At 28.7% G+C, this 23,060-nt stretch carries 21 protein-coding genes and 1 tRNA gene; 21 read left to right on the top strand and 1 reads right to left on the bottom strand.

Annotated elements, in window-relative coordinates; all coding sequences use genetic code 11:
- The 4 genes from grpE to mtaB all read left to right on the top strand — a co-directional run.
- Window positions 1-526 (top strand): nucleotide exchange factor GrpE (grpE, locus tag HMPREF2852_RS03845; protein ID WP_070606120.1); only part of this gene is annotated, 526 nt, incomplete at its 5' end.
- Between the two features lie 11 nt (window positions 527-537).
- Complete coding sequence (gene dnaK, locus HMPREF2852_RS03840) at window positions 538-2,358, top strand: molecular chaperone DnaK (protein ID WP_019117483.1); 1,821 nt, start codon at window positions 538-540, stop codon at window positions 2,356-2,358.
- A gap of 189 nt (window positions 2,359-2,547) precedes the next feature.
- Window positions 2,548-3,660 carry a molecular chaperone DnaJ gene (dnaJ, locus tag HMPREF2852_RS03835; RefSeq protein ID WP_070606007.1) on the top strand — a complete coding sequence of 371 codons (1,113 nt, stop codon included), beginning with the start codon at window positions 2,548-2,550 and terminating at the stop codon, window positions 3,658-3,660.
- Window positions 3,660-4,958, top strand: coding sequence for a tRNA (N(6)-L-threonylcarbamoyladenosine(37)-C(2))-methylthiotransferase MtaB (mtaB, locus tag HMPREF2852_RS03830; RefSeq protein WP_070606006.1), 1,299 nt, complete (start codon window positions 3,660-3,662; stop codon window positions 4,956-4,958). Before dnaJ ends, mtaB begins: the two co-directional genes overlap by 1 nt.
- A gap of 74 nt (window positions 4,959-5,032) precedes the next feature.
- On the opposite strand, the gene HMPREF2852_RS03825 is transcribed toward mtaB, so the two are convergent.
- Window positions 5,033-5,108: transfer RNA gene (locus HMPREF2852_RS03825), tRNA-Thr, on the bottom strand.
- A gap of 95 nt (window positions 5,109-5,203) precedes the next feature.
- Here HMPREF2852_RS03825 and HMPREF2852_RS03820 point away from each other — a divergent pair.
- The 17 genes from HMPREF2852_RS03820 to HMPREF2852_RS03740 all read left to right on the top strand — a co-directional run bounded on the left by HMPREF2852_RS03820 (window position 5,204) and on the right by HMPREF2852_RS03740 (window position 23,036).
- Window positions 5,204-6,376 (top strand): hypothetical protein, encoded by a 1,173-nt coding sequence (locus HMPREF2852_RS03820; RefSeq protein WP_070606005.1) that lies wholly within the window; start codon window positions 5,204-5,206, stop codon window positions 6,374-6,376.
- Between the two features lie 162 nt (window positions 6,377-6,538).
- The gene (locus HMPREF2852_RS03815) at window positions 6,539-8,629 is read left to right on the top strand and encodes a Tex-like N-terminal domain-containing protein (RefSeq protein ID WP_070606004.1); all 2,091 of its coding nucleotides are present in this window, start codon (window positions 6,539-6,541) and stop codon (window positions 8,627-8,629) included.
- A complete protein-coding gene (locus HMPREF2852_RS03810) occupies window positions 8,630-9,121 on the top strand; it encodes a PTS sugar transporter subunit IIA (protein ID WP_070606003.1) in 492 nt (163 codons plus the stop codon).
- Window positions 9,122-9,184: 63 nt separating this feature from the next.
- On the top strand, window positions 9,185-10,903 hold the full coding sequence (locus tag HMPREF2852_RS03805; protein WP_070606002.1) for a proline--tRNA ligase: 1,719 nt from the start codon (window positions 9,185-9,187) through the stop codon (window positions 10,901-10,903).
- A complete protein-coding gene (locus HMPREF2852_RS03800; protein ID WP_004839036.1) occupies window positions 10,894-11,193 on the top strand; it encodes a thioredoxin family protein in 300 nt (99 codons plus the stop codon). The genes HMPREF2852_RS03805 and HMPREF2852_RS03800 overlap by 10 nt, the downstream gene beginning before the upstream one ends.
- Window positions 11,194-11,202: 9 nt before the next feature.
- A complete protein-coding gene (fba, locus tag HMPREF2852_RS03795; RefSeq protein ID WP_019117491.1) occupies window positions 11,203-12,072 on the top strand; it encodes a class II fructose-1,6-bisphosphate aldolase in 870 nt (289 codons plus the stop codon).
- A gap of 52 nt (window positions 12,073-12,124) precedes the next feature.
- A complete protein-coding gene (gene rho, locus HMPREF2852_RS03790; protein WP_070606001.1) occupies window positions 12,125-13,480 on the top strand; it encodes a transcription termination factor Rho in 1,356 nt (451 codons plus the stop codon).
- Window positions 13,481-13,538: 58 nt separating this feature from the next.
- Window positions 13,539-14,129, top strand: a complete 591-nt coding sequence (locus tag HMPREF2852_RS03785) for a TVP38/TMEM64 family protein (protein WP_004839031.1) — start codon at window positions 13,539-13,541, stop codon at window positions 14,127-14,129.
- 64 nt (window positions 14,130-14,193) lie between these two features.
- A complete protein-coding gene (rpmE, locus tag HMPREF2852_RS03780) occupies window positions 14,194-14,400 on the top strand; it encodes a 50S ribosomal protein L31 (RefSeq protein WP_070606000.1) in 207 nt (68 codons plus the stop codon).
- Between the two features lie 35 nt (window positions 14,401-14,435).
- Window positions 14,436-15,227, top strand: coding sequence for a peptide chain release factor N(5)-glutamine methyltransferase (gene prmC, locus HMPREF2852_RS03775; protein WP_070605999.1), 792 nt, complete (start codon window positions 14,436-14,438; stop codon window positions 15,225-15,227).
- A 9-nt stretch (window positions 15,228-15,236) separates the two neighbouring features.
- Complete coding sequence (gene prfA / locus HMPREF2852_RS03770; RefSeq protein ID WP_004839028.1) at window positions 15,237-16,310, top strand: peptide chain release factor 1; 1,074 nt, start codon at window positions 15,237-15,239, stop codon at window positions 16,308-16,310.
- Entirely contained in the window at window positions 16,311-17,315 is a 1,005-nt protein-coding gene (locus tag HMPREF2852_RS03765; protein ID WP_070605998.1) for a cation diffusion facilitator family transporter, read from the top strand. It begins immediately after the preceding gene.
- On the top strand, window positions 17,287-18,324 hold the full coding sequence (locus tag HMPREF2852_RS03760; RefSeq protein ID WP_070605997.1) for an L-threonylcarbamoyladenylate synthase: 1,038 nt from the start codon (window positions 17,287-17,289) through the stop codon (window positions 18,322-18,324). Before HMPREF2852_RS03765 ends, HMPREF2852_RS03760 begins: the two co-directional genes overlap by 29 nt.
- 10 nt (window positions 18,325-18,334) lie before the next feature.
- The gene (gene upp, locus HMPREF2852_RS03755) at window positions 18,335-18,964 is read left to right on the top strand and encodes a uracil phosphoribosyltransferase (protein ID WP_019117496.1); all 630 of its coding nucleotides are present in this window, start codon (window positions 18,335-18,337) and stop codon (window positions 18,962-18,964) included.
- A gap of 9 nt (window positions 18,965-18,973) precedes the next feature.
- Complete coding sequence (murA, locus tag HMPREF2852_RS03750; RefSeq protein WP_070605996.1) at window positions 18,974-20,251, top strand: UDP-N-acetylglucosamine 1-carboxyvinyltransferase; 1,278 nt, start codon at window positions 18,974-18,976, stop codon at window positions 20,249-20,251.
- Window positions 20,252-20,253: 2 nt separating this feature from the next.
- Window positions 20,254-22,407 carry an SF1B family DNA helicase RecD2 gene (locus tag HMPREF2852_RS03745; RefSeq protein WP_019117498.1) on the top strand — a complete coding sequence of 718 codons (2,154 nt, stop codon included), beginning with the start codon at window positions 20,254-20,256 and terminating at the stop codon, window positions 22,405-22,407.
- Window positions 22,404-23,036, top strand: coding sequence for a ComF family protein (locus HMPREF2852_RS03740; RefSeq protein WP_070605995.1), 633 nt, complete (start codon window positions 22,404-22,406; stop codon window positions 23,034-23,036). The genes HMPREF2852_RS03745 and HMPREF2852_RS03740 overlap by 4 nt, the downstream gene beginning before the upstream one ends.
- The last annotated feature ends 24 nt before the right edge of the window (window positions 23,037-23,060 follow it).

The following is a 23,060-nucleotide window of genomic DNA, read 5'->3' as shown; positions in this document are numbered from 1 at the left end:
AAAAAAGCATGATGAAAATGTTGAACAAGAAGAAAATATAGATGAACAACTAGAAGAAATTGATGCTGAAATAGTCGATGAAGAAGGTAATGTAGAAAAAGATTCATCAGATGATGATAATGAATACAAAGAAAAATACCAAAGACTATTGGCAGATTTTACAAATTTCAAAAAAAGAGAAGAAAAAGCAAGAGCAGATTTTAAAAAGTTTGCTTCATCAAATTTAATCGAAGAACTTTTACCAGTTTTAGATAATTTTGATAGAGCACTTAAAGATCAAGACGAAGAAGATTCTTTTGTCCAAGGCATAATGATGACAAGAGATTCTTTATGGAAAGTTTTGGAAAAAGAAGGACTTGAAGAAATCGAATCTGATGGAGTAGAATTTGATCCAAACTTCCATCACGCTTTTCAAACAGAAGAAAACGAAGATTTCAAATCAAATTATATTATAGAAACCTATCAAAAAGGATACAAACTAAATGATAGAGTTATAAGACCAAGTATGGTTAAAGTTGCAAAATAGGAGGAATTAATATGGCAAAAATTATAGGAATTGATTTAGGAACAACAAACTCAGCAGTTGCCGTTATGGAAGGTGGGGATTCAACAATAATCCCAAATACTGAAGGAAACAGAACAACACCATCAGTTGTAGCATTTACAAAAGATGGAGAAAGACTTGTTGGAGAAACTGCAAAAAGACAAGCAATAACAAATCCAGACAGAACAATCTCATCAATCAAAAGAGAAATGGGTTCAGATTTTAAAACAAATGAAATTGATGGAAATTCTTACACACCAGAAGAAGTTTCAGCAATGATTTTGCAAAAATTAAAATCAGATGCAGAAAGTTATTTAAATGATACAGTAACAGATGCTGTAATTACAGTTCCTGCTTACTTTACAGATGCTCAAAGACAAGCTACAAAAGATGCTGGAAAAATTGCAGGCTTAAATGTAAAAAGAATTATAAATGAACCAACAGCAGCAGCCCTTGCTTATGGAATGGACAAAGAAACTGATCAAGCAAAAATTATGGTTTACGACCTTGGTGGTGGTACATTCGACGTTTCAATTCTAGAAGTTGGCGATGGAGTATTTGAAGTTTTATCTACAAGAGGAAACAATAAATTAGGTGGAGATGACTTTGATAATAGATTAGTTGAATATTTAGCAGCTGAATTTAAAAAAGAAACTGGCGTTGATTTAACAAAAGATCTTACAGCTATGCAAAGATTAAAAGATGCAGCAGAAAAAGCTAAAAAAGAATTATCATCAACAAAAACAACAAATGTAAACTTACCATTTATTACAGCAGTTGATGGACAACCAGTTCACTTAGACTTAACAGTTACAAGAGCAAAATTTGATGAATTAACTCACGATCTTGTTGAAGCTACAAGAGGACCAGTTGAAGATGCATTAAAAGATGCTTCTTTATCATCAAGCGATATCGAAAAAGTTTTGCTTGTAGGTGGCTCATCAAGAATTCCTGCAGTTCAAGATTTAGTTAAAAATATAATTGGAAAAGAACCACAAAGAGATATAAACCCAGATGAATGTGTTGCACTTGGTGCTGCAATTCAAGGTGGAGTTTTGACAGGAGAAGTTAAAGATTTATTACTTCTTGACGTTACACCACTTTCATTAGGAATTGAAACTCTTGGTGGAGTTGCTACAAAATTAATAGAAAGAAATACAACAATTCCAACTAAAAAATCTCAAATCTTTACAACAGCTGCAGACGGACAAACTGATGTAGATATTCACGTTGTACAAGGTGAAAGAGAAATGGCAGCAGACAATACCACTCTTGGTAGATTCCAACTTACAGGAATTCCTGCAGCAAGACGTGGAGTTCCACAAATCGAAGTTACATTTGATATAGATGCAAATGGTATTGTAAATGTATCAGCAAAAGACCAAGGAAGTGGAAAAGAACAAAAAATTACTATCACATCATCAACAAACTTAACTGATGAAGAAATAGATAAAAAAGTAAAAGAAGCTGAAAAATTTGCTGAAGATGATAAAAAGAAAAAAGAAAGTATTGAAGTTAAAAACAATGCTGAATCATTAGTTTATCAAGCAAGAAAAACTCTTGAAGATGCAAAAGTTGAAGGAAGCGAAAAAGATAAGATTGAAGAAAAAATCAAAGATCTTGAAGCTAGCATAAAAGCTGACAATACTGAAGACATCAAAGCAAAAACAGAAGCTCTACAACAAGAAATCTACTCAATGAGTGAAGCAATGTATAAAAACGCTCAAGCAAGTCAAGAAGGTCAAAACGCTGGAAAAGCAGATGACGATGTAGTAGATGCAGATTATGAAGTTGTAGATGACGATGAAGAATAAAAATAAATAAAAAATGAAGAATAGGAAGCCTTGCTTCTTATTCTTTATTTTTACTTAAAATTTTAAAATATAATTTAATTTTTTTATCAAAGTGGTATAATAGTTGGGCTTAGATAAAAAAATAAAATTATAAATTAAGATACTACAAATAAATTAGCAATAATTTATTTTTTTTATATTGGAGGATAAATGAAAGACCCTTATGAATTATTAGAAGTTGACAAAAATGTCACTGATTCTGAATTAAAAAGAAAATATAGGAAACTTGCAAAAAAATATCATCCAGATTTAAATCCAGATGACGAAGAGGCTCAAGAAAAATTTAAAGAAATATCTGAAGCTTACGAAATTTTATCTGATCCACAAAAAAAACGTCAATATGATACTTACGGATCAGCTGCATTTGAAAATGGTGGAGCTGGCGGATTTTCTGGTGGCTTTGGCGGATTTGATGATATATTTGGGGATATATTTGGAGATATTTTTTCTCAAGGAAGAAGTCAAAATAGAAAAAGACCAAGAAAAGGTTCTGATATTCAACAAGTTGTAAAATTAACTTTCAAAGAATCAGCTTTTGGAATTTCTAAAGAAATTCAAGTAAGAAGAGAAGTTGAATGTGAAACTTGTAACGGCAAAGGTGCAAAAGATGAAAGTAAAATTAAAACTTGTCCTAAGTGTAATGGAACGGGCGTTATAAATAATATTAGCCAAACTCCATTTGGAACTGTTTCTCGCCAAACAACTTGTGATAATTGCCATGGATCTGGAGAAATAATTGAGGAAAAATGTCCAGATTGCCATGGAACAGGAAGAAAAATTAAAAATGAAAAAATAAAAATTGATATACCGTCTGGTGTTGAAAATGATTCTGTAATGAGAGTTGTTGGAAAAGGAAATGCTGGAGAAAATGGTGGTTCTTATGGAGATTTGTATATAATTTTAAAAGTTGAAGAACACGATATTTTTAAAAGAGATGGACTTGATATTTATTATGAAATGCCAATTTCTTTTGCAACAGCAGCTTTGGGCGGAAATGTAGAAGTTCCTACTCTTACAACAACTCAAGAATATCATATCCCAGCAGGAACTCAAACAGGAAGTAAATTTAGAATTAAAAATGAAGGAATAAAATCTGATAGATTTAAAAGACAAGGAGATCTTTATTTTTATGTAAAAGTTATTACTCCAACAAAATTATCCAAAGAACAAAAGGAAAAATTAAAAGAGTTTGCTGAAATATCTGGCGATGAGGTAAAAGAAGACAAGAACTTTTTTGAAAAATTAAAGGATTTGTTTGATTAATGAAAAAAACATTTAATATAAAAACTTTAGGATGTAAAGTAAACCAATATGAATCAGAGGCCATAGAAGAATTATTTAAAAAAAGAGGATTTGAAAAAAAAGAAGAAAATGCTGATATTTATGTTATAAATACTTGCACAGTAACAAATATGAGCGATAGAAAATCCAGACAAACTATTTCAAAAGCAAGAAAAGAAAACAAAGATGCAGTAATTGCAGTTATTGGTTGCTATTCACAAGTAAAGGCTGATGAAGTAAAAAAAATTGATGGCGTTGATATAATTTTGGGATCTCGTAACAAAGAAGAAGTGGTTGACCTTTGCGAAAATTTCATTAAAAATAATAAAAAAATGGAAGATGTTGAAGAATTTTCTATAGGAGAAGCTATTGAAGATTTGGAAATTTCAAAACAAGCTGATATGACTCGAGCTTATATAAAAATCCAAGACGGTTGCAATATGTATTGCTCATATTGTTTGATTCCTTATGCAAGAGGAAATATTGCATCAAGGGATTTGGTTTCAATAATTGATGAGGCAAAAAGACTTAGGGATAATGGATATAAGGAAATTGTCCTGACAGGAATTCATGTTGCAAGTTATGGAAAAGATTTTGATTTGGATATTTCATTAATAGATGTAATTGAACACATTGCAAAAATTGATGGGATAGAAAGAATTAGACTTTCCTCAATGGAGCCAAGGCATATTGATAGGGAATTTTTACAAAGAATGAAAGATACAAAAAAAGCCTGTGATCATTTTCATTTATCCCTCCAATCAGGTTCTGATGATGTTTTAAAATTAATGAATAGAAAATATACCACAAAAGTTTTTAAAGAAAAAGTAGATTTGATTAGGGAATATTTTCCAAATGCAGGACTTACAACAGATATAATTGTAGGTTTTCCAAATGAAAGCGAAAAAAATCACGATGAAACTAAAAATTTTGTAAAAGATATTAAATTTTCCAAAACTCATCTTTTCAAATATTCAAAAAGAGATGGGACTAAGGCTGCTAGTATGAAAAATCAAATTGATGGAAATATCAAAAAAAGAAGGTCTAAGGAATTATCTATTATTGAAAAAGAAATTTCTCATGAATTTTTGGATAAGCAAATTGGAAAAACTTTATCAGTTTTATTTGAAACAAAAACAGAACTTGATGGATATAGGTCAGGATATTCTACAAATTATTTAAGAGTTCATAGCAAGGATAGAGTAGAAATTAATGAAATTAAAAATGTAAAAATAACTCAACGAATAGATGATTATTTGATTGGAGATATTGTAGATTAAAAATTTTATAAAAATTTTAAAAGGCTATTGCAAAATTATAAAAAAATAATTTTTTGCAATAGCCTTTTTATATTTGGAGCTGGAAACAGGACTTGAACCCGCAACCTTTTGTTTACGATACAATTGCTCTACCGATTGAGCTATTCCAGCATATAAATTTATTATACGAAAATTTAAAATTTATTCAATATAGATAGATTTCAATTTTTTTTTATATTTGGTATAATTATTTCAAAGGTGGTAATATGAATAATTTAAATTATGATGGAATATATGATATTTTAAACAAATTAAATTTGCCATTAGTAATTATAGTTTTAATTTTAGGACTTGCTATTTTGTTTTTAATATCAAAAATTTTAATAAAGGCTGGTTTATTTTTATTAGTAATGACCTTTATTTTCGATTTTTTCATGAGGGTTTTGCCGATAGATATTTACCAAAATTATCCTAGCATTAAGCTTATTATAAATATATTGTATGCTTTGGGATTTTTTATTTTTGCCTATAAAAATATAAAAAGAATAATGAAAAATAAGAGGAAAAAAGAACTTTTTAAAGATAAAAATCCAGTAAAAAAACAAAAGTCTGATAAAAATCCTATAAAAAGTTTTTTCGCATACACAGGCTCACTTCCATTTTTGATTATGCTTTTATTAAATGTATTTAATCCCGGAGGTGGAATTTATAAAAATATTTTACACTTACTTACAAGCCTATCTTTTTTATTTATGGTATTTACAACTTTATACAATACATATAAAAGAGTTGATACATTTAAGGGAAATACAGGCAGAATGAGGTTTGATGATTTAAATATTCCTTTTAGAAAAAATTCTCAAAACAAAAGCAAAAATTCAGATAGAAAAGTTTTGAAAAAAGAAGAAAACGAACAAGTAGAGGATGATTTAGAAAAAACTCAAACAAAAAGGTTAAATTTGAAGGATATAGATAAAAAATTAAATGAAAATATAGATGAAGAAATAAATTTATATGATTTTAGATATAAAATGAATCAAAATGATTTGATTAATCTTATAAATGACAAAAACAGCAAACTTGTCACAATGATTTCTCTTACAAATTTGGCTGATGGAGTGAAAAAATCTTATAAATCTGACAAGTGTAAAGCTGATATTAGACAAGATGATGAATACAAGCTTGATTTGGAATTTGAAAATTTCAATGATTATGATTATGGAAGATTTATTGATTTGCTTTTAGATTATTCAAAAAATAGGTCAAAATATAAATTTCAACTTGATTTGATTCCACAAAAAGCAAAAAATTCAAAGGTAGTATTTTATGATCCATCAAACCTATATGAGCTTGATAGGTCATTTGGAAATGAATTTCAAGGAAGAACAATTTCTATGAATTTCCCAAAATATAAAATAAATTATATAACAGAAAATTAAATTAAAGCTGGTGAAAATTATTAATCAATAATGGTTTTGCACCAGCTTTTTTATTTTTTTAAAAAAGAGTATAGTATATTTGTATCTATATAAATATATTAATTAAAAATATAGGAAATCTCCTATATTTTTGTGATTTTAGATTGAATTAGTGAGGTAATAATGGAAATATCAAAAATTCTTTCCGATGAATTGAATATTAATCAAAAAAGTATTGATGAGGTTATAAAATTATTGGATGAAGGCTCTACTGTTGCTTTCATTGCAAGATATAGAAAAGAAAAAACTGGTGGCTTAAAAGATACTGAAATTAGAGATATTGAAAGTGGACTTACAAGGCTTAGAAATTTTGAAAAAAGAAAAGAAGAAATTCTTACTTCTTTGGAAAACCAAGAAAAGCTTGATGATGAATTGAAAGAAAAAATTGAAAAGGCAAAAACTTTGACTGAACTTGAAGATATATATGCTCCTTTTAAGAAAAAAAGAAAAACAAGAGCTGATAAGGCAAAAGAGCTTGGACTAATGGAGCTTTTGGATGAGATTTTGATGAATGCAACAAGTGAAGATGAAGGTCTTGAACTAGCAAAAAAATACATAAAAGAAGGCATTGAGGATGAAGTCGATGCTATAAATAAATCTTTGGATATTTTGGCAGAAGATGTTGCAAATAACATTGAGGCAAAAAATATAATTAGAAGAGATGGACTTGTTAGGGCAAGAATTTTGGCAGAAAAAAAAGAAGATGAAGATTTTATTTATGAAAATTATTATGGTTTTGATGAAAAAATTAAAAATTTAAAGCCTTTTCAAATTTTAGCCTTAAATAGGGCAGAAAAAAATAATGATTTGACTGTAAAATTAGAATTTACAGATAATTACAACCTAACTTTAATCAAAAATCTTTACAAATCCAACAATGATTATACAGAATCTTTGATAAAAAAAGCTATTGAAGATTCATACAAAAGGCTTTTAATTCCTACAATAACAACTGAAATAAAAAATAAGCTAACAGAAAATGCAGAAAATGAATCAATTAAAGTTTTTTCAAAAAATTTGAAGCCATATATTTTACAAAGACCTATCAAAGATAAAAATATAATTGGTCTTGATCCGGGTTTTAGGACAGGTTGTAAGGTTGCTGTTATTGATAAGCACGGAAAATATTTAGATCAGGCTGTAATTTATCCAGTAAAACCTCACTCTAAAGAAAAAGAATCTATTGAGATTTTAAAAAATTTAATTAGTAAATACGATGTTGATATAATTGCTTTGGGAAATGCAACTGCAAGTAGAGAAACTGAAATTGTTGTAAATAAATTATTAAAAGAAGTTGATGGTGTTTCTTATGCAATTGTAAATGAAGCAGGAGCTTCTGTTTATTCTGCATCAAAGCTTGGGGAAGAAGAATTTCCAAATCTTGATGTTACAATTAGAGGTGCAGTTTCAATGGCAAGAAGACTTCAAGATCCTATGGCAGAGCTTGTAAAAATTGATCCAAAACATTTGGGCGTTGGACAATATCAACATGATATAAATCAAAAAAAATTAGACGATGAGCTTGAAAAAGTTGTAGAAGATAGTGTAAATGAAGTCGGGGTAAATATAAATAATGCATCTTACAAATTATTATCTTATGTTTCCGGATTAAATTTAAATCTTGCAAAAAGAATCGAAGAAGATTTTAAAAATGGTGCGATAAAAGAAAGAAAAGACTTAAAAAAAGTTAAAGGTCTTGGAGATAAAACTTATAAGATGGCAGCAGGTTTTTTGAGATTTCCTGACTCTCCAAACTTTTTAGATAATACAGCAGTTCATCCAGAAAGCTACGTTATTGCAAAAAAACTTGTAGATTATAATTTGGATGAAATTGATTTAGAAAAATGTGCTGACGAACTTGAAGTTGGCGTTTTGACTTTAAAAGATATAATTGAAGAATTAAAAAAACCAGGACGTGATCCAAGAGATGAACTTCCAGAAGTTGTTACAAAAAGTGAAATTTTATCAATAGATGATTTGAATGAGGGAGATATTTTAGAAGGTACTGTAAGAAATATAACAGAGTTCGGTTGTTTTGTTGATATTGGAGTAGGAATTGATGGACTTGTTCATATATCAAATATGAGCGATAAATTTATAAAAGATCCAAATGAGATTGTTACAAATTCTGATATAATAAAAGTAAAGGTAATAGAAATTGACAAAAAAAGAGAAAGAATTGGTTTGTCAATGAAAAATTTAAAGGAGAAATAAATGTTTGATTTTTTTAAAAAGAAAAAAAAGGAAGAAAAAATCGTATCTATAGCAAGTCCAGTAAAAGGAAAAGTTGTAAAATTAGAAGAAGTGCCAGATCCAGTTTTTGCAGAAAAAATGGTAGGAGATGGATTTGCAGTAGAACCTGAAAATGGCGAAGTTTTTGCTCCAGTAAGTGGAGAAGTTACTTTACAACCAGAAGGCTACCATGCGATCGGAATAAAAACACAAGAAGGACTTGAAGTATTAGTACATTTTGGACTTGAAACTGTAGAATTAAAAGGCGAAGGCTTTACTCCTCATGTTAAAGTTGGAGATATGGTTAAAAAAGGCGATAAGGTATTGTCAGTAGATATTGAAAAAATAAAAGACAAAGTGCCTTCAATAATTACACCTTGCATTGTCGCGAATTTGGAAGAAAATATTTTATCAGAAATAAATTTTGATGCAAATTGTGGCGAAGAAGTTCAAAAAGTTACAATCGTAGAATAATTGATTAAAAAAACTAAGTGTGATAATATTTTTAAGGATAAAAATTTAAAAAGTGGAGGATAAATGAGATTATCGAATTATTATATGCCTACATTAAGAGATGATCCTCAAGATGCAGAAACACAAAGTCATAAGCTTTTGGTAAGAGGAGCTTTTATTAGAAAAACTTCATCAGGAGTTTATTCCTACTTACCATTAGGAATGAAAGTTATAAATAAAATTGAAAATATTGTAAGAAAATCTATGGAAAAATATGATTCTATAGAAGTTTCAACATCAGTATTACAAAGTAAAGATATTTGGGAAAAATCTGGTAGATGGCAAAATTTTGGACCAGAAATGTTTAAAATAAAAGATAGACACGACAGAGAATTTTGCCTTGGACCAACTGCCGAAGAACAATTTACAAATTTGATTAAAGACGAATTAAATTCATATAAGCAACTTCCATTAAATTTGTACCAAATAGTTTCAAAATTTAGGGATGAAAAAAGACCAAGATTTGGAATAAATAGGTCAAGAGATTTTATAATGAAAGATGCTTATTCATTTGACGTTGATATGGAAGGCTTGGAAAAATCTTACCAAAAAATGTGGGATGCTTATGTAGAAGTTTTTGATGCCCTAGACCTTGATTATAAAATTGTTGAGGGAGATTCTGGAGCTATGGGTGGAAATATAAGCCACGAATTTATGGCACTTGCAGAAACAGGAGAAGGCGAAATTTTTTATACAGAAAATTCAAATTACGCAGCAACTGATGAATCTGCAAAATTTTTCCTAGAAATTGACGAAAATGAAAAAGAAAAGGAATTAGAATTAGTTGAAACAAAAGATGCAAAAACAATTGAAGAAGTTTCAAATTTTCTAAAAATAGATGAAAATAAATGTGCTAAAGCTGTAGATTTATTGGTAAAAGGCGAGCCGGTTCTCGTTATTGTTCCAGGAGATAGGGAATTAAATATGGCAAAATTAATTTCTTACTTACAAGTCCCAGAACATGAAATAGAAATGATGGATGATGAAACAATAAAAAAAATCACTGGAGCAGAACCAGGTTTTACTGGTCCAAAAGATTTAAAAGAAGATGTGAGAGTTATTGTTGATAAGTCAATTACAAGATATAAAAATATGGTAATTGGAGCAAATAAAACTGACCACCATTATATAAATGCAAATTATAAGAGAGATTTTGATGGGGAAGTTTGCGAAGATTTGTTGACAGCAAAAGAAGGAGATCTTTCACAAGATGGAAAAGAAAAACTTCAAATTGCTCGTGGAATAGAAGTAGGAAATATATTCCAATTAGGAACAAAATATTCAGAAAGCCTTGAGGCTTATTTCTTGGATGAAAATGGAAAACAAAAACCATTTATAATGGGCTCTTATGGAATAGGAATTACAAGATCAATTTCTGCAATTATTGAGCAACATTATGATGAAAATGGAATAATTTGGCCAACAAAAGTTGCCCCATTTGAAGCTTGGATAACTCTTGTAAACAAAAACAATGAAGAGCAAAAAGAAATAGCAGAAAAAATCTACAATAAATTATTAGATGCAGGCATTGAAGTAATGCTTGATGATAGGAAAGAAAGAGCTGGAGTTAAATTTAATGACAGAGACTTGGTTGGAGTTCCTTATAGGATTACTGTAGGAAAAGATGCAAAAGATGATATGGTAGAATTTTCAAAAAGATCTGATATGGAAAATTTAAAAATGCCAACAGATGAAGCTATCGAAAAAATTATATCTTCAATAAAAGATGATTTATGCAAATAGTTGATTATAAAATTTCAAAAGAATTTTTAAAAAAGATATTAGTTGATAATAAAAAAATAATAGCCCTATTTCATGCAAATTGGTCAAGCTCTTCGAATTTAATGAAAAAAAACTTTTTAAAAGAAGAAGAAGACTCATATAAAAATATAAAAAAAATGATTATAGACATTGATAAAAATAGGGAATTAATCAAAAAATTGGGTATTAATCAAATACCATCTTTAGTTTCTATTACTAAAGATAGTCTAAACGAAAATGATTTTATAATAAATTCATTAAGGAGTATTTAAGGAGCAAATATGTTAGTTAATGCAAAAGAAATGTTAGACAAGGCTTATGAAAATGGTTATGGAATTGGACAATTCAATATAAATAACCTTGAATGGACAAAGGCAATACTTGAAGCTTGTGAGGAAAAAAAATCAGCAGTTATTTTGGGAGTATCAGAAGGTGCTGCAAAATATATGGGTGGATTTAATGTAGTTAGTAAAATGGTTGAAGGACTTGATAAAGATTTAAATATCACAGTACCAGTTGCCCTTCACTTAGACCATGGTTCATACGAAGGAGCTAAAAAAGCACTAGAAGCAGGATTTACTTCAATAATGTTTGATGGTTCAAGCCTACCAATAGATGAAAATATAGAAAAAACAAAAGAAATTGTTGAATTATGTCATTCCAAAAATGTTTCTGTAGAAGCAGAAGTTGGCGGAATCGGTGGAGAAGAAGATGGAGTTGTTTCTGCAGGAGAATTAGCAGATCCTGAAGAATGTAAAAAAGTTGCATCACTTGGCATTGATTTCTTAGCGGCAGGAATTGGAAATATTCACGGAGTTTATCCAGAAGATTGGCAAGGACTTAATTTTAAAAGACTTGAAGAAATCAAAGAAGCAGCTGGAAAAATTCCTCTAGTTTTACACGGAGGTACAGGAATTCCAGAAGAACAAGTTAAAAAAGCTATCGAAAGAGGAGTTTCAAAAATAAATATTAATACTGAATGCCAAATAGTATTTACAGAAGCTACAAGAAAATATTTTGAAGAAGGTAAAGATAAAGTTGGTAAGGGATTTGACCCAAGAAAAGTATTAAAACCAGGTTTTGAAGCAATCAAAGATAAGGTTAGAGAAAAAATAGAATTTTTCGAATGTGAAAATTCAGCAGAAAAATAAAAATAAAATCGGAGCCTTTTGGCTCCGTATATTTTTATTGTAAAGGAATAATATGGATATAAATATAAATGATTTAGATAAGCTAAAGTTAGATGAACTAAGAGAAATTGGAAAAAATCTTTCGATAAAATCTCTTTCATCTTACAGAAAAAATGAGCTTGTAGAAATAATTAAAGAGGCATATAGCAATAGTAAAAATTTTGAAAATAATGAAAGTTCTAGCAATGATTTAGACGATTCAAATGAAAATTTTGATCTTGGAGAAAAATTTAATTGTGAAGGACTCTTAGACCTTCACGAAGATGGTTTTGGATTTTTAAGAACTGAGCTTTATGAATCTAGCAATGATGATATATATGTTTCTCCTAAGCAAGTTAAAATGTTTAGACTAAAAACAGGTGATTTTATTAAAGGAATTGCCAGAGTAAAAAAAGATAAAGATAAATTTTCTCCCTTAATTTTCGTATCAGATGTAAATGGCTTAAAGGCAGCAGATGCTTTTAATAGGTCAAATTTTGAATCACTCACACCAATTTACCCAAATCAAAAATTAAAACTTGAAACAAGCAAAGATAAAATTTCTCAAAGAATAATAGATATTATTGCGCCTATAGGAAGAGGACAAAGAGGACTTATAGTATCCCAACCAAAAGCTGGTAAGACTACTTTGATTAAGGATATTGAATATGCTCTTGAAAAAAACTTTGATGATTTAAAGATTTTGGTTTTATTGATTGATGAAAGACCAGAAGAAGTTACAGATTTTAAAAGATTTGTAAATCAATACAGAGATAAAGATAATGAGCTTACAAGAACAGAAGTTGCAGCATCAACTTTTGATAAGGCTCCTCAAAATCATATTTATATGCAAGAGATGGTTCTTGAAAGAGCAAAAAGACTTGTAGAAGATAATAAAGATGTTGTAATTTTATTAGATTCAATTACAAGGCTTGCAAGGGCTTATAATATTATGACTCCACAATCAGGAAGAACTCTTTCTGGTGGACTTGATCCTTTGGCTTTAATTGGTCCAAAGAAATTTTTTGGAGCTGCAAGAAATATTGAAAACGGTGGATCTCTTACAATTATTGCAACAGCCCTTGTCGATACAGGATCAAGAATGGATGATATGGTGTATGAAGAATTTAAAGGAACTGGTAATATGGAATTGCATCTTGATAGAAAGCTTGCCCAAAGAAGAATTTTCCCAGCCATTGACATAGAAAAATCATCAACAAGAAAAGATAATTTATTATTGAACAACAAGGAGCTTGAGGCAGTTTATAAACTTAGAAATTCTGATATGAAAGATAAGATAGATTTCACAAATGAATTAATTAATTTAATGGCAAAATGCAAATCAAATGATGAATTTGTAGAACTTATAAATAAAACTTACAAAAATTAGCCATAAATTTATTATATAAGTTATAATGAAGATGTAATAAATTAAGTTAGGAATTTTTATGAAAGTTAAAGCAAAAACTATAATAAATATTACAAGTATTCTTATAATTTTAATTTCTATTTACTTAGGCTACAAGGGTTATAAGTTAGGAATATTTACATCAGTTGCAAGTCTTCAAAAATTTTTGCAACAATATGGGATTTGGGCTCCACTAATTTTTATGATTTTGCAAATAATCCAAATCATAATTCCAGTTATACCAGGTGGAATTACTACAGCTTTTGGAGTTGTTATGTTTGGACCTTTGTGGGGCTTTGTTTATAATTATATTTCCATTTGCCTTGGTTCTATTATAGTATTTTTAATTTCTAGATTTTTTGGAAAAGAAGTTGTGCTTGCAATTTTTGGCGAAGAAAATTTTAAAAAATATGATAAGTGGTTAAATCACGAAAAATATGATAAATTTTTTGCTTGGGCTATTTTACTTCCAGTAGCTCCTGATGATTTTTTGTGTTATTTTTCAGGACTTACAGATATGAAATTAATAACTTTTGTAAAAATAATTATTTTTTGTAAGCCTCCTTCAATATTTATTTATTCGATGGGACTTGTTTTGGGAATCAAAACAATATTTAAAAGTTTTGCTTGAAAGATAAATATTCCTATGGTATAATCATTATTGCTTATTGAAAGAGACAAGAAGAGGTGTTTATATGAAAAAAGAACTACATCCAGAATACCACCAAGTAAAAGTTACTTGCACATCATGTGGTAATGAATTCACTGTTGGTTCAACAGAAGAAGAAATCAAAGTTGAAGTATGTTCACAATGCCATCCATTTTATACAGGAAAACAAAGATTTTCTGACCGTGGTGGTAATGTAGAAAAATTCAATAAAAAATATGGAAGAAATAAATAAGGTTAGGTTTCTAACCTTATTTTTTATATGTATTTATGAAAATTAAAGATATTTTAGAAAAAAACAATAATGATTTGATAATTGCTCTTACATATTTATTAAATACAAACAAAAATTTATTGTTTCTTAATAAAGAAGAAGCTTTAGATGAAAAAATAGAAAATGAATTAAAAATAATTAATGATAAAATAAATGAAGGTTATCCACTCCAATACGCAATTGGCAAGTGGAATTTTTATGGTTTAGATTTATTAGTAGATAAAAGAGCATTAATACCAAGATATGAAACAGAAATTTTGGTAGATCTTATTATTAATGATAATTCAAATAATAAAAAAATTCTTGATATAGGCACAGGAAGCGGAGTGATTTCTCTTGCTCTTTCAAAAAATTTAAAAGATTCTAAAATTATTGGAGTAGATATATCAAAAAATGCCATAGACCTTGCAAATGAAAATAAGATTAAGTTAAATATTAATAACGTAGAATTTAAAGAAAGTGACATTTTTTCAAATATTGAAGAAAAATTCGATATAATAGTTTCAAATCCACCTTATATAAATAAGGAAGATTTTGAAAAACTTGATAAGAAATTATATTATGAACCTCAAAATGCTCTTTATGGTGGAGAAGATGGTTTATATTTTTATAAGAAAATAATAAAAAATGCAAAAAACTTTCTAAATAAAAATGGTAAAATATATCTAGAGATAGGTTATGATCAAAAAGATTCTATAAGTAATTTATTAGAAGAATATGGATATAAACAAATAAAATCATACAAGGATTTTAATGATTTTGATAGGATAATTAAAGCTTGTATCTAAGGAGGATATATGTTAGAAAATCTAGAACATATGAGGGAAAATTTCAAAGAATTAGAAAAAAAACTTGCTGATCCTGAAGTTTTGTCTGATACTGAAAGGTTTAAAAAAGTTTCAAGAGAATATAATCAATTAAAACCAATTGTTGAAAAATACAATCAAATAAGATCTGCAGAAGATATGATAAATGAAAATACTGAGCTTTTAAAAGAAGCTGATGATAAGGAAATGATAGATCTTTTGAAATCTGAAATTGATGAAAATAAAAAAAATCTTGAAAAATATAATGAAGATTTAAAAGTTTTACTTATACCAACTGATCCTAACGATCACAAGGATGTAATTGTAGAAATTAGAGCAGGAGCTGGTGGAGAAGAAGCTGGACTTTTTGCTGGAAATCTTTACAGAATGTATCATATGTATGCCGATAAACAAAAATATAAAACAGAAGATATTGACGTATCAAGTCAAGGAATCGGCGGAATGAAAGAAGCAACTTTTATTGTAAGAGGAGAAGGTGCTTATTCAAAATTAAAATATGAATCTGGAGTTCACAGAGTACAAAGAGTTCCAGAAACAGAGTCAGGTGGAAGAATCCACACTTCAACAGCGACAGTTGCTGTTTTGCCAGAAGCTGATGAGGTTGATATAAAAATCGATCCGAATGATATAAGAACAGATGTATATAGGTCAAGTGGAAACGGGGGACAAAGTGTAAATACAACAGATTCTGCTGTAAGACTAACTCACATTCCAACAGGACTTGTAGTAACTTGCCAAGATGAAAAATCTCAAATTAAAAATAAAGATAAGGCAATGAGAGTATTAAGGGCAAGATTATATGAAATAGAAGAGCAAAAAAGACAAAAAGAAATTTCAGACAACAGAAAATCTCAAGTAGGAACAGGAGATAGGTCTGAAAGAATTAGAACTTACAATTACCCACAAGGAAGAATAACAGATCACAGGATAAATAAAACTATTTATCAATTAGATGATTTTTTAGATGGAAATATTGAAGAGATGATAGAATCTTTGATAACAGAAGACCAAACTAGAAAATTAAAGACAATGGGAGAAGACTAATTGTTTGAAATTCTTGCAAAAAAATTTGTAAAAGATTATAAATTGACTGATAAACAAAGAGTAAGATTAAAATTAATTTCTTTATCTGGTTTAGTTGGAGTATTAATTAATATATTTTTGTTTTTAATAAAAATAAGTATAGGAATAATTGCATCTTCTTCAGCAGTAATGGGAGATGCTTTCAATAATATGAGCGATGCCCTTACGAGTTTAATCACTTTGGTTGGAGCAAAAGCAAGTAGCAAACCAGCCGATAGCAACCATCCTTACGGACATGGTAGGAGTGAATACATAGCAAGTTTTTTGGTTTCAATTCTTATTATGTTTGTAGGATTTTTGCTATTTACAAGTTCTATAGATAGTTTTTATAAAGGAAATTTACCAAAACTTTCTAAACTTAGCATAATAATCCTTGTTATTTCTTTAGGATTTAAATTTTACATTTATTTTTTAAATAAAAACTTAGACAAAAAACTAGATTCTAAATTAAATTACGCAGTAATGATAGATGCAAGAAATGACATATTGTCAACAATTTCTATTATTTTTGCTGTAATTATACAAAAATATATAAATTTTAACCTCGATGCACTTTTGGGTATAATTTTATCCATTATTGTCTTTAAACCAGGTTTAGATTTGTTTATAGATACGATAGATAAGTTATTGGGAAAAGGAATCAGTGAGGACCTTCATAAAAAAATTGAAGAAATAATTCTTTCTGGCGACTTTATCCATGGCTATCACGATTTAAAAATTCATGAATATGGCAGAGGAAAGCTTGTAGGAAGTTGCGATGTAGAAGTTCCATCAAATATAAGTGTAGGAATTATGCATCAAGCAGTTACAAATATTGAACTTAGACTTTTAAATGAGTTAAATATTTCTATAACCATACACATGGATCCAACTTATTGCTTAATAGAAAATGAAGAAAACAAAAAAATAATTGAGAAATTAAGAAAGTCAGTAAAAAATGCAAACAGAGATATTGAAAATAGATAGAGAAAATATAGATGAAAATATCCTAAACCATGCAGCTGAAATAATCAAAAAAGGAGAATTAGTTGCTTTTCCCACAGAAACAGTATATGGTTTGGGAGCTGATGGATTAAATCCAAAAGCAGCTAAAAAAATTTTTAAGGCAAAAAATAGACCAGAAGATAATCCATTGATTCTTCATATAGATGAAGATTATAAGCTTGATGAATTGGTTGAAAAGGTTGATGATAGGACAAAATTTTTAATTAAAAATTTGTGGCCAGGTCCTCTTACTGTAATCCTTAAAAAAAGCTCAATAATTCCTGATATAATTACAGGTGGAGGAGATACAGTTGCTGTTAGAAGACCAAAAGATAAACTTGCAAGAGAGTTTATAAAATATTGTAATACACCAATTGCAGCGCCTTCAGCAAATATTTCTGGCAGACCTTCCCCAACAAATGCAAAAGATGTTTATTATGACATGAAGGGAAGAATTCCACTGATAATTGATGGAGGAAGTTCAGATATTGGAATTGAATCAACTGTAATTGATATGAGTTTGGAAAATCCTTGTATATTAAGACCAGGCTATTACACTTATGAATACATAAAAAAATTTATTCCAAATGTTTGTTTGGATGATTCATTGGTTGACGATTCAAAAGTTCCAAGATCTCCTGGTCAAAAATACAAACATTATGCGCCAAAAGCAGAAATGAAAGTTTTTGTTGGAGATAAAAGTGTAGAAAAAATAAAAGATTTAGCGTTAAAATATAAAAGTGAAGGCAAAAAAGTAGGGATTTTAGTTTTTGATAAGGATACTGAAAAATTTTCAGCATTTACTACACTTTCTTTAGGAAATAAAGATAATTTAATAGAAATGAGCCATGTTCTTTTTGAAGCTTTAAGAGATTTAGATAGAAAAAATGTAGATATAATTCTTGCTGAGGGAGTTAAAGACATTGGGCTTGGAAAGAGTATAATGAATAGGATGAAAAAATCCGCATCTGGAAATATTTTTAATTTGTAAAGGAGAAATGATGGGCAAAGTAACAATTTTGGATCACCCAGTGATCAAACATAAAATTTCAATTTTAAGAGATAAGAATACAGGTTCTAATGAATTTAGATCAATTATAAAAGAGATAACAATTCTTTTAGCTTATGAAGCAAGTAAAGATTTTACTTTAGAAGAATATGATATAGAAACACCAATTTGTAAAACTACAGGTTATAGACTTTCTGGAAAAAAACTTGGAATTATTCCAATCCTTAGAGCAGGACTTGGTATGGTTGATGGATTAATTGAAGTTTTCCCAGCAGCAAGAGTTGGTCATATAGGAATGTATAGGGATGAAAAAACAATGAAACCTATAGAATATTATTTAAAAATTCCTAAAGATTCTAACAAAAGAGATATGTTAGTAATTGATCCTATGCTTGCAACTGGTGGTTCAGCTTGTGATGCCATCCAAAGATTAAAAGAAAAAGGATGCACTTCTTTAAAATTATTAAATATAATTGCAGCACCTGAAGGAATTAAAAGAGTTCAAGAAGAACACCCAGATGTAGATATTTATATTGCTCAATTGGATGAAAAATTAAATGATGATTGTTATATAGTGCCAGGACTAGGAGATGCTGGAGATAGGTTATTTGGTACTAAATAAGGGGATAGTATGAGTAAAGAAGAAATATTAGTAGTTAGGAAAAATGGGCCATTAAAAGGAGAAGTTTATATTTCTGGAGCAAAAAATTCTGCTCTTCCAATTCTTGCTGCAAGTCTTTTGGCAAGCGAAGAAGTTATTTTAGATGAAGTGCCAAAATTAAAAGATATAGAAGTTATGGTGGAAATACTAAGAAGTTTAAATGCTAAGGTTCAATATATTACAGATACAAGTCTTAGAATTGATTCTTCAAATGTAGATAAATTTGAAACACCATTTGAATTGATGGATAAAATGAGAGCATCTTTTATAGTTATGGGTCCATTGCTTGCAAAATTTGGACATGCAGTAACAAAAGCTCCTGGTGGATGTAATATTGGAAAAAGACCAATTGACTTGCATTTAAAAGGTTTTGAAGCTTTAGGTGCAAAAACAACTATGAATCACGAAGAAATATCTTCAAAAACAAAAAATGGTTTAACAGGAAATGTAATTTATTTGGATTTTCCTTCAGTAGGTGCTACTGAAAATATTATGATGGCAGCTACCATGGCAGAAGGGGAAACTGTAATTGAAAATGCAGCAAAAGAACCAGAAATTGTAGATCTTGCATCATTTTTGTCAAAAATGGGTGCAAATATAATTGGAGCAGGTACATCAAATATAATTATTAAGGGTGTAGAAAAATTAAAGGGAACAAGACATACAATAGTCCCAGATAGAATTGAGGCTGCAACTTATATGTTAGCTGCTGCAATTACTGGCGGAGATATTTTAATTAAAAATGTTTTGGGTTCTCACATAAGACCAGTTATAGCAAAATTAATCGAAATTGGTGCTAAGGTAGAAGAAATTGAAGATGATGATATGATTAGGGTAAAAGCTAGTAAAAAATTAAAATCTACAAGTATAAAAACTCTACCATATCCTGGATTTCCTACAGATGTTCAATCTCAATTTATGGCATTAATGACAGTATGCAAGGGCGAATCATCAGTTGTAGAAACTGTTTTTGAAAATAGATTTATGCACGTTGATGAGCTTAAAAAAATGGGAGCTGCAATAATTACTGAAGGAAATAGGGCAGTGATTGTTGGAGTTGATAAACTTCATGGAGCCGAAGTAAAAGCTACAGATTTAAGGGCAGGAGCTGCTCTTATCCTTGCTGGACTTGTAGCTGATGGAGAGACAAAAATATCTGATATTTATCATATTGATAGAGGATATAGTGATTTGATTGAAAAGTTTACAAAACTTGGTGCTCTTATTGAAAGAAAACAGGTAAATTAATAATGAAATTTGAAGGCATAATTAAAAGTATAATTTATAGAAATGAAGAAAATGGATACACGGTTTTATCCTTACAAACTTCTGACTCGCCTATAACTTGTACTGGAATTATGCCTTTTTTTAATGAAAACGATCAAGTTGTTGTTGAAGGCGAATTAATTTATCATGACAAATATGGGGAGCAAATAAATGTAGAAAGTGCTAGGATAAAAAAACCTTCAGGCAAAAAAGCAATTATTTCGTATCTTTCTAGTGGAAATATTGAGTCAATTGGAAAAAAAACTGCTGAATTAATTTATGAAAAATTTGGGGACAAATCTATTGATGTTGTTTTTAATGAATCTGAAAAACTTTTATCTATACAAGGAATTGGCAAGAAAAAACTTGAAAAAATAAAAGAATCTACTATTGATGCTAGAGATAGTAGGGAGGCTTTGTTATATCTTCAAGGTTTAAATATTTCTTTTAACTTATCAAATAAAATTTACAAAGCTTATGGAGATAATACGATTTCTATTGTGAAGACAAATCCTTATAAATTATCTGAAGATATTTCAGGAATTGGTTTTGTAATGGCTGATAATATTGCCATGAATATGCAAATGAAAAATGATTCTAAATTTAGAATTTCAGCGGCCATTTCTTATATTTTAAAAAATGATGCAGAAATGAGCGGGTCTTGTGCTTTAAAAAAAGAAGATTTGTTGAATAAAACTTTTGATTTGATTAAGGTAGATAAAAATAAAATAAATGAACAGATAAATGAAGATTTACTTAAATCAAAAATTCAAATTATAAAAATTGGAGAAGACGAATTTGTATATGATAAAGATATTTATAAGGCAGAAAAATCATGTGCAATAAATCTTTCTAGGCTTCAAAATGAAAAATATATTTTTGATGTAAAAATAAAAGAAGACTTTGATGCTTTTTCAAAAGAACAAGAAATTGCTATAAAAGAAGCTTTTAATAATATGCTTTTAGTAATTACTGGAGGTCCTGGAACTGGGAAAACTACAATAATAAAGGCTATTTGTAATATTTTAAATGAAAATAATTTGAAATTTAATCTTGCAGCACCTACAGGACGAGCTGCAAAAAGGATGCAAGAGTCTACAGAAAATGTAGCTTTTACAATTCATAGGTTAATAGGAATAAAACCAGAAAGTCCAATTCCAGAATTTAATGAGGAAAATACTCTTGATTGCGATTATGTAATCCTTGATGAGGCAAGTATGATTGATATTAAATTAATGGATAAATTATTGAAAGCTCTCTCATCAAAAACCGCTTTAATTTTGGTTGGAGATCACAATCAACTTCCAAGTGTTGGTGCAGGAAATGTTTTAAAAGATATTTTGGATACGGATATAAAATCAGTAAAACTTAAAAAAATATTTAGGCAGGCCAAAGAGAGTAATATTGTTGTAAATGCTCACAGAATAAATGATGGTCTATATCCAATTTTAAATCAAAAAAATAAGGATTTTTTCTTTATTAATTCAAATTCAAAAAATTTTCAAAACGATTTGTTGGATTTGGTAAAAAATAGACTTCCTAACTACTATAAACTTGATCCTATTAACGACATTCAAATACTTGCGCCTAGCAAAAAATCTTTGTGGGGAATTGTTAATATAAATGATCTTTGTCAAAAAGAATTAAATAAAAATCCTAATTTAATTAAAATTAACAATAGAATTTTTAAATTAGGTGATAAGGTTATGCAAGTTAGAAATAATTATGAACTTGAAAGCTTAAATCCAGATGATTTTGATGATGGCGTTTATAATGGAGATATTGGTAGAATTATTGATATTGATAAAAATATGGAAAGTTTAAAAGTAGAGTTTTATGATGGAAATATTGTCTCTTATAAAAAAGAAGATGTTAAAGATTTGGACTTATCCTATGCAATTACAATTCACAAATCGCAAGGATCTGAATTTGATTGCGTATTAATTCCAATGATGCCAGCATCATTTATGCTTTTAAACAGAAATTTATTGTATACTGCCATAACAAGAGCAAAAAAATTGGTAATTTTACTTGGAGAAAAGAAAATTTTAAAACAAATGGTTAGAAATAATAACGAATCAAAAAGACTTACAAATTTAAGTTTTTGGATAAAAGAATTATCAGAGGCGTTAAAATGATTGGAGATTTTTTGTTTTTGGATGATAATTTGTGTCTTTTTTGCAAGGATGAAGAAAAAGAAAAATTTTCTTTGTGCAAAACTTGTCTTTCAAAGCTTGATTATGTTGACAATGAATTTGAAATTTTAAATTATAAGGCTAGAGTTTTGTATTTTTATAATCCTTTTATGGCACATTTGATTGGAGATTTTAAGTTTAATAGAAATACTTCCCTTTATAAAATTTTTGGTCAAATGATATATGATTATATTAAAGAAAAATCTATAGATGATTTTGATTATATTCTTACGACGCCCTCATCAAAATCTGTTTTAATTAATAGGGGATTTGACCACATAAAACTTATTTGTGATTATTTTATAGATGAAACTAATATGAAATATTTAGAAAATTTTAAAAAAATAAAAAACACAAAGGCTCAACATAAACTGTCAAGAGAAGAAAGGGCAAAAAATTTAAAAAATTCTTTTGAATTTTATGGAGATTTGACTGGGAAAAAAGTTTTGATTTTTGACGATATTATTACAAGTTCCAATACTATGAAAGAAATTATAAGAACAATTGAAAAGGAAAATCCAAAAAATATAGAAATTCTTGCCCTTGCATCAAGTCATAGGGTAAAAAAATAAGGTGCATTTATAAATGCACCTCAG

Origin of the sequence: Anaerococcus sp. HMSC065G05, from assembly GCF_001812365.1 — a bacterium.
Taxonomy (GTDB): Bacteria; Bacillota; Clostridia; order Tissierellales; family Peptoniphilaceae; genus Anaerococcus; species Anaerococcus vaginalis.
Note: the sequence above shows the minus strand (reverse complement) of the source record. Positions and strands in the feature narration are given on the sequence as shown.

Bases quoted from the DNA above. Each gene is read 5' to 3' on its own strand.
- HMPREF2852_RS03805 (WP_070606002.1), top strand. From the start codon at position 9,185: ATGAGATTATCGAATTATTATATGCCTACATTAAGAGATGATCCTCAA.
- HMPREF2852_RS03760 (WP_070605997.1), top strand. From the start codon at position 17,287: ATGCAAACAGAGATATTGAAAATAGATAGAGAAAATATAGATGAAAAT.
- mtaB (WP_070606006.1), top strand. From the start codon at position 3,660: ATGAAAAAAACATTTAATATAAAAACTTTAGGATGTAAAGTAAACCAA.
- rpmE (WP_070606000.1), top strand. From the start codon at position 14,194: ATGAAAAAAGAACTACATCCAGAATACCACCAAGTAAAAGTTACTTGC.
- HMPREF2852_RS03820 (WP_070606005.1), top strand. From the start codon at position 5,204: ATGAATAATTTAAATTATGATGGAATATATGATATTTTAAACAAATTA.
- HMPREF2852_RS03810 (WP_070606003.1), top strand. From the start codon at position 8,630: ATGTTTGATTTTTTTAAAAAGAAAAAAAAGGAAGAAAAAATCGTATCT.
- HMPREF2852_RS03800 (WP_004839036.1), top strand. From the start codon at position 10,894: ATGCAAATAGTTGATTATAAAATTTCAAAAGAATTTTTAAAAAAGATA.
- HMPREF2852_RS03745 (WP_019117498.1), top strand. From the start codon at position 20,254: ATGAAATTTGAAGGCATAATTAAAAGTATAATTTATAGAAATGAAGAA.
- fba (WP_019117491.1), top strand. From the start codon at position 11,203: ATGTTAGTTAATGCAAAAGAAATGTTAGACAAGGCTTATGAAAATGGT.
- HMPREF2852_RS03785 (WP_004839031.1), top strand. From the start codon at position 13,539: ATGAAAGTTAAAGCAAAAACTATAATAAATATTACAAGTATTCTTATA.
- dnaJ (WP_070606007.1), top strand. From the start codon at position 2,548: ATGAAAGACCCTTATGAATTATTAGAAGTTGACAAAAATGTCACTGAT.
- dnaK (WP_019117483.1), top strand. From the start codon at position 538: ATGGCAAAAATTATAGGAATTGATTTAGGAACAACAAACTCAGCAGTT.
- rho (WP_070606001.1), top strand. From the start codon at position 12,125: ATGGATATAAATATAAATGATTTAGATAAGCTAAAGTTAGATGAACTA.
- murA (WP_070605996.1), top strand. From the start codon at position 18,974: ATGAGTAAAGAAGAAATATTAGTAGTTAGGAAAAATGGGCCATTAAAA.
- HMPREF2852_RS03815 (WP_070606004.1), top strand. From the start codon at position 6,539: ATGGAAATATCAAAAATTCTTTCCGATGAATTGAATATTAATCAAAAA.
- upp (WP_019117496.1), top strand. From the start codon at position 18,335: ATGGGCAAAGTAACAATTTTGGATCACCCAGTGATCAAACATAAAATT.
- HMPREF2852_RS03740 (WP_070605995.1), top strand. From the start codon at position 22,404: ATGATTGGAGATTTTTTGTTTTTGGATGATAATTTGTGTCTTTTTTGC.
- prfA (WP_004839028.1), top strand. From the start codon at position 15,237: ATGTTAGAAAATCTAGAACATATGAGGGAAAATTTCAAAGAATTAGAA.
- prmC (WP_070605999.1), top strand. From the start codon at position 14,436: ATGAAAATTAAAGATATTTTAGAAAAAAACAATAATGATTTGATAATT.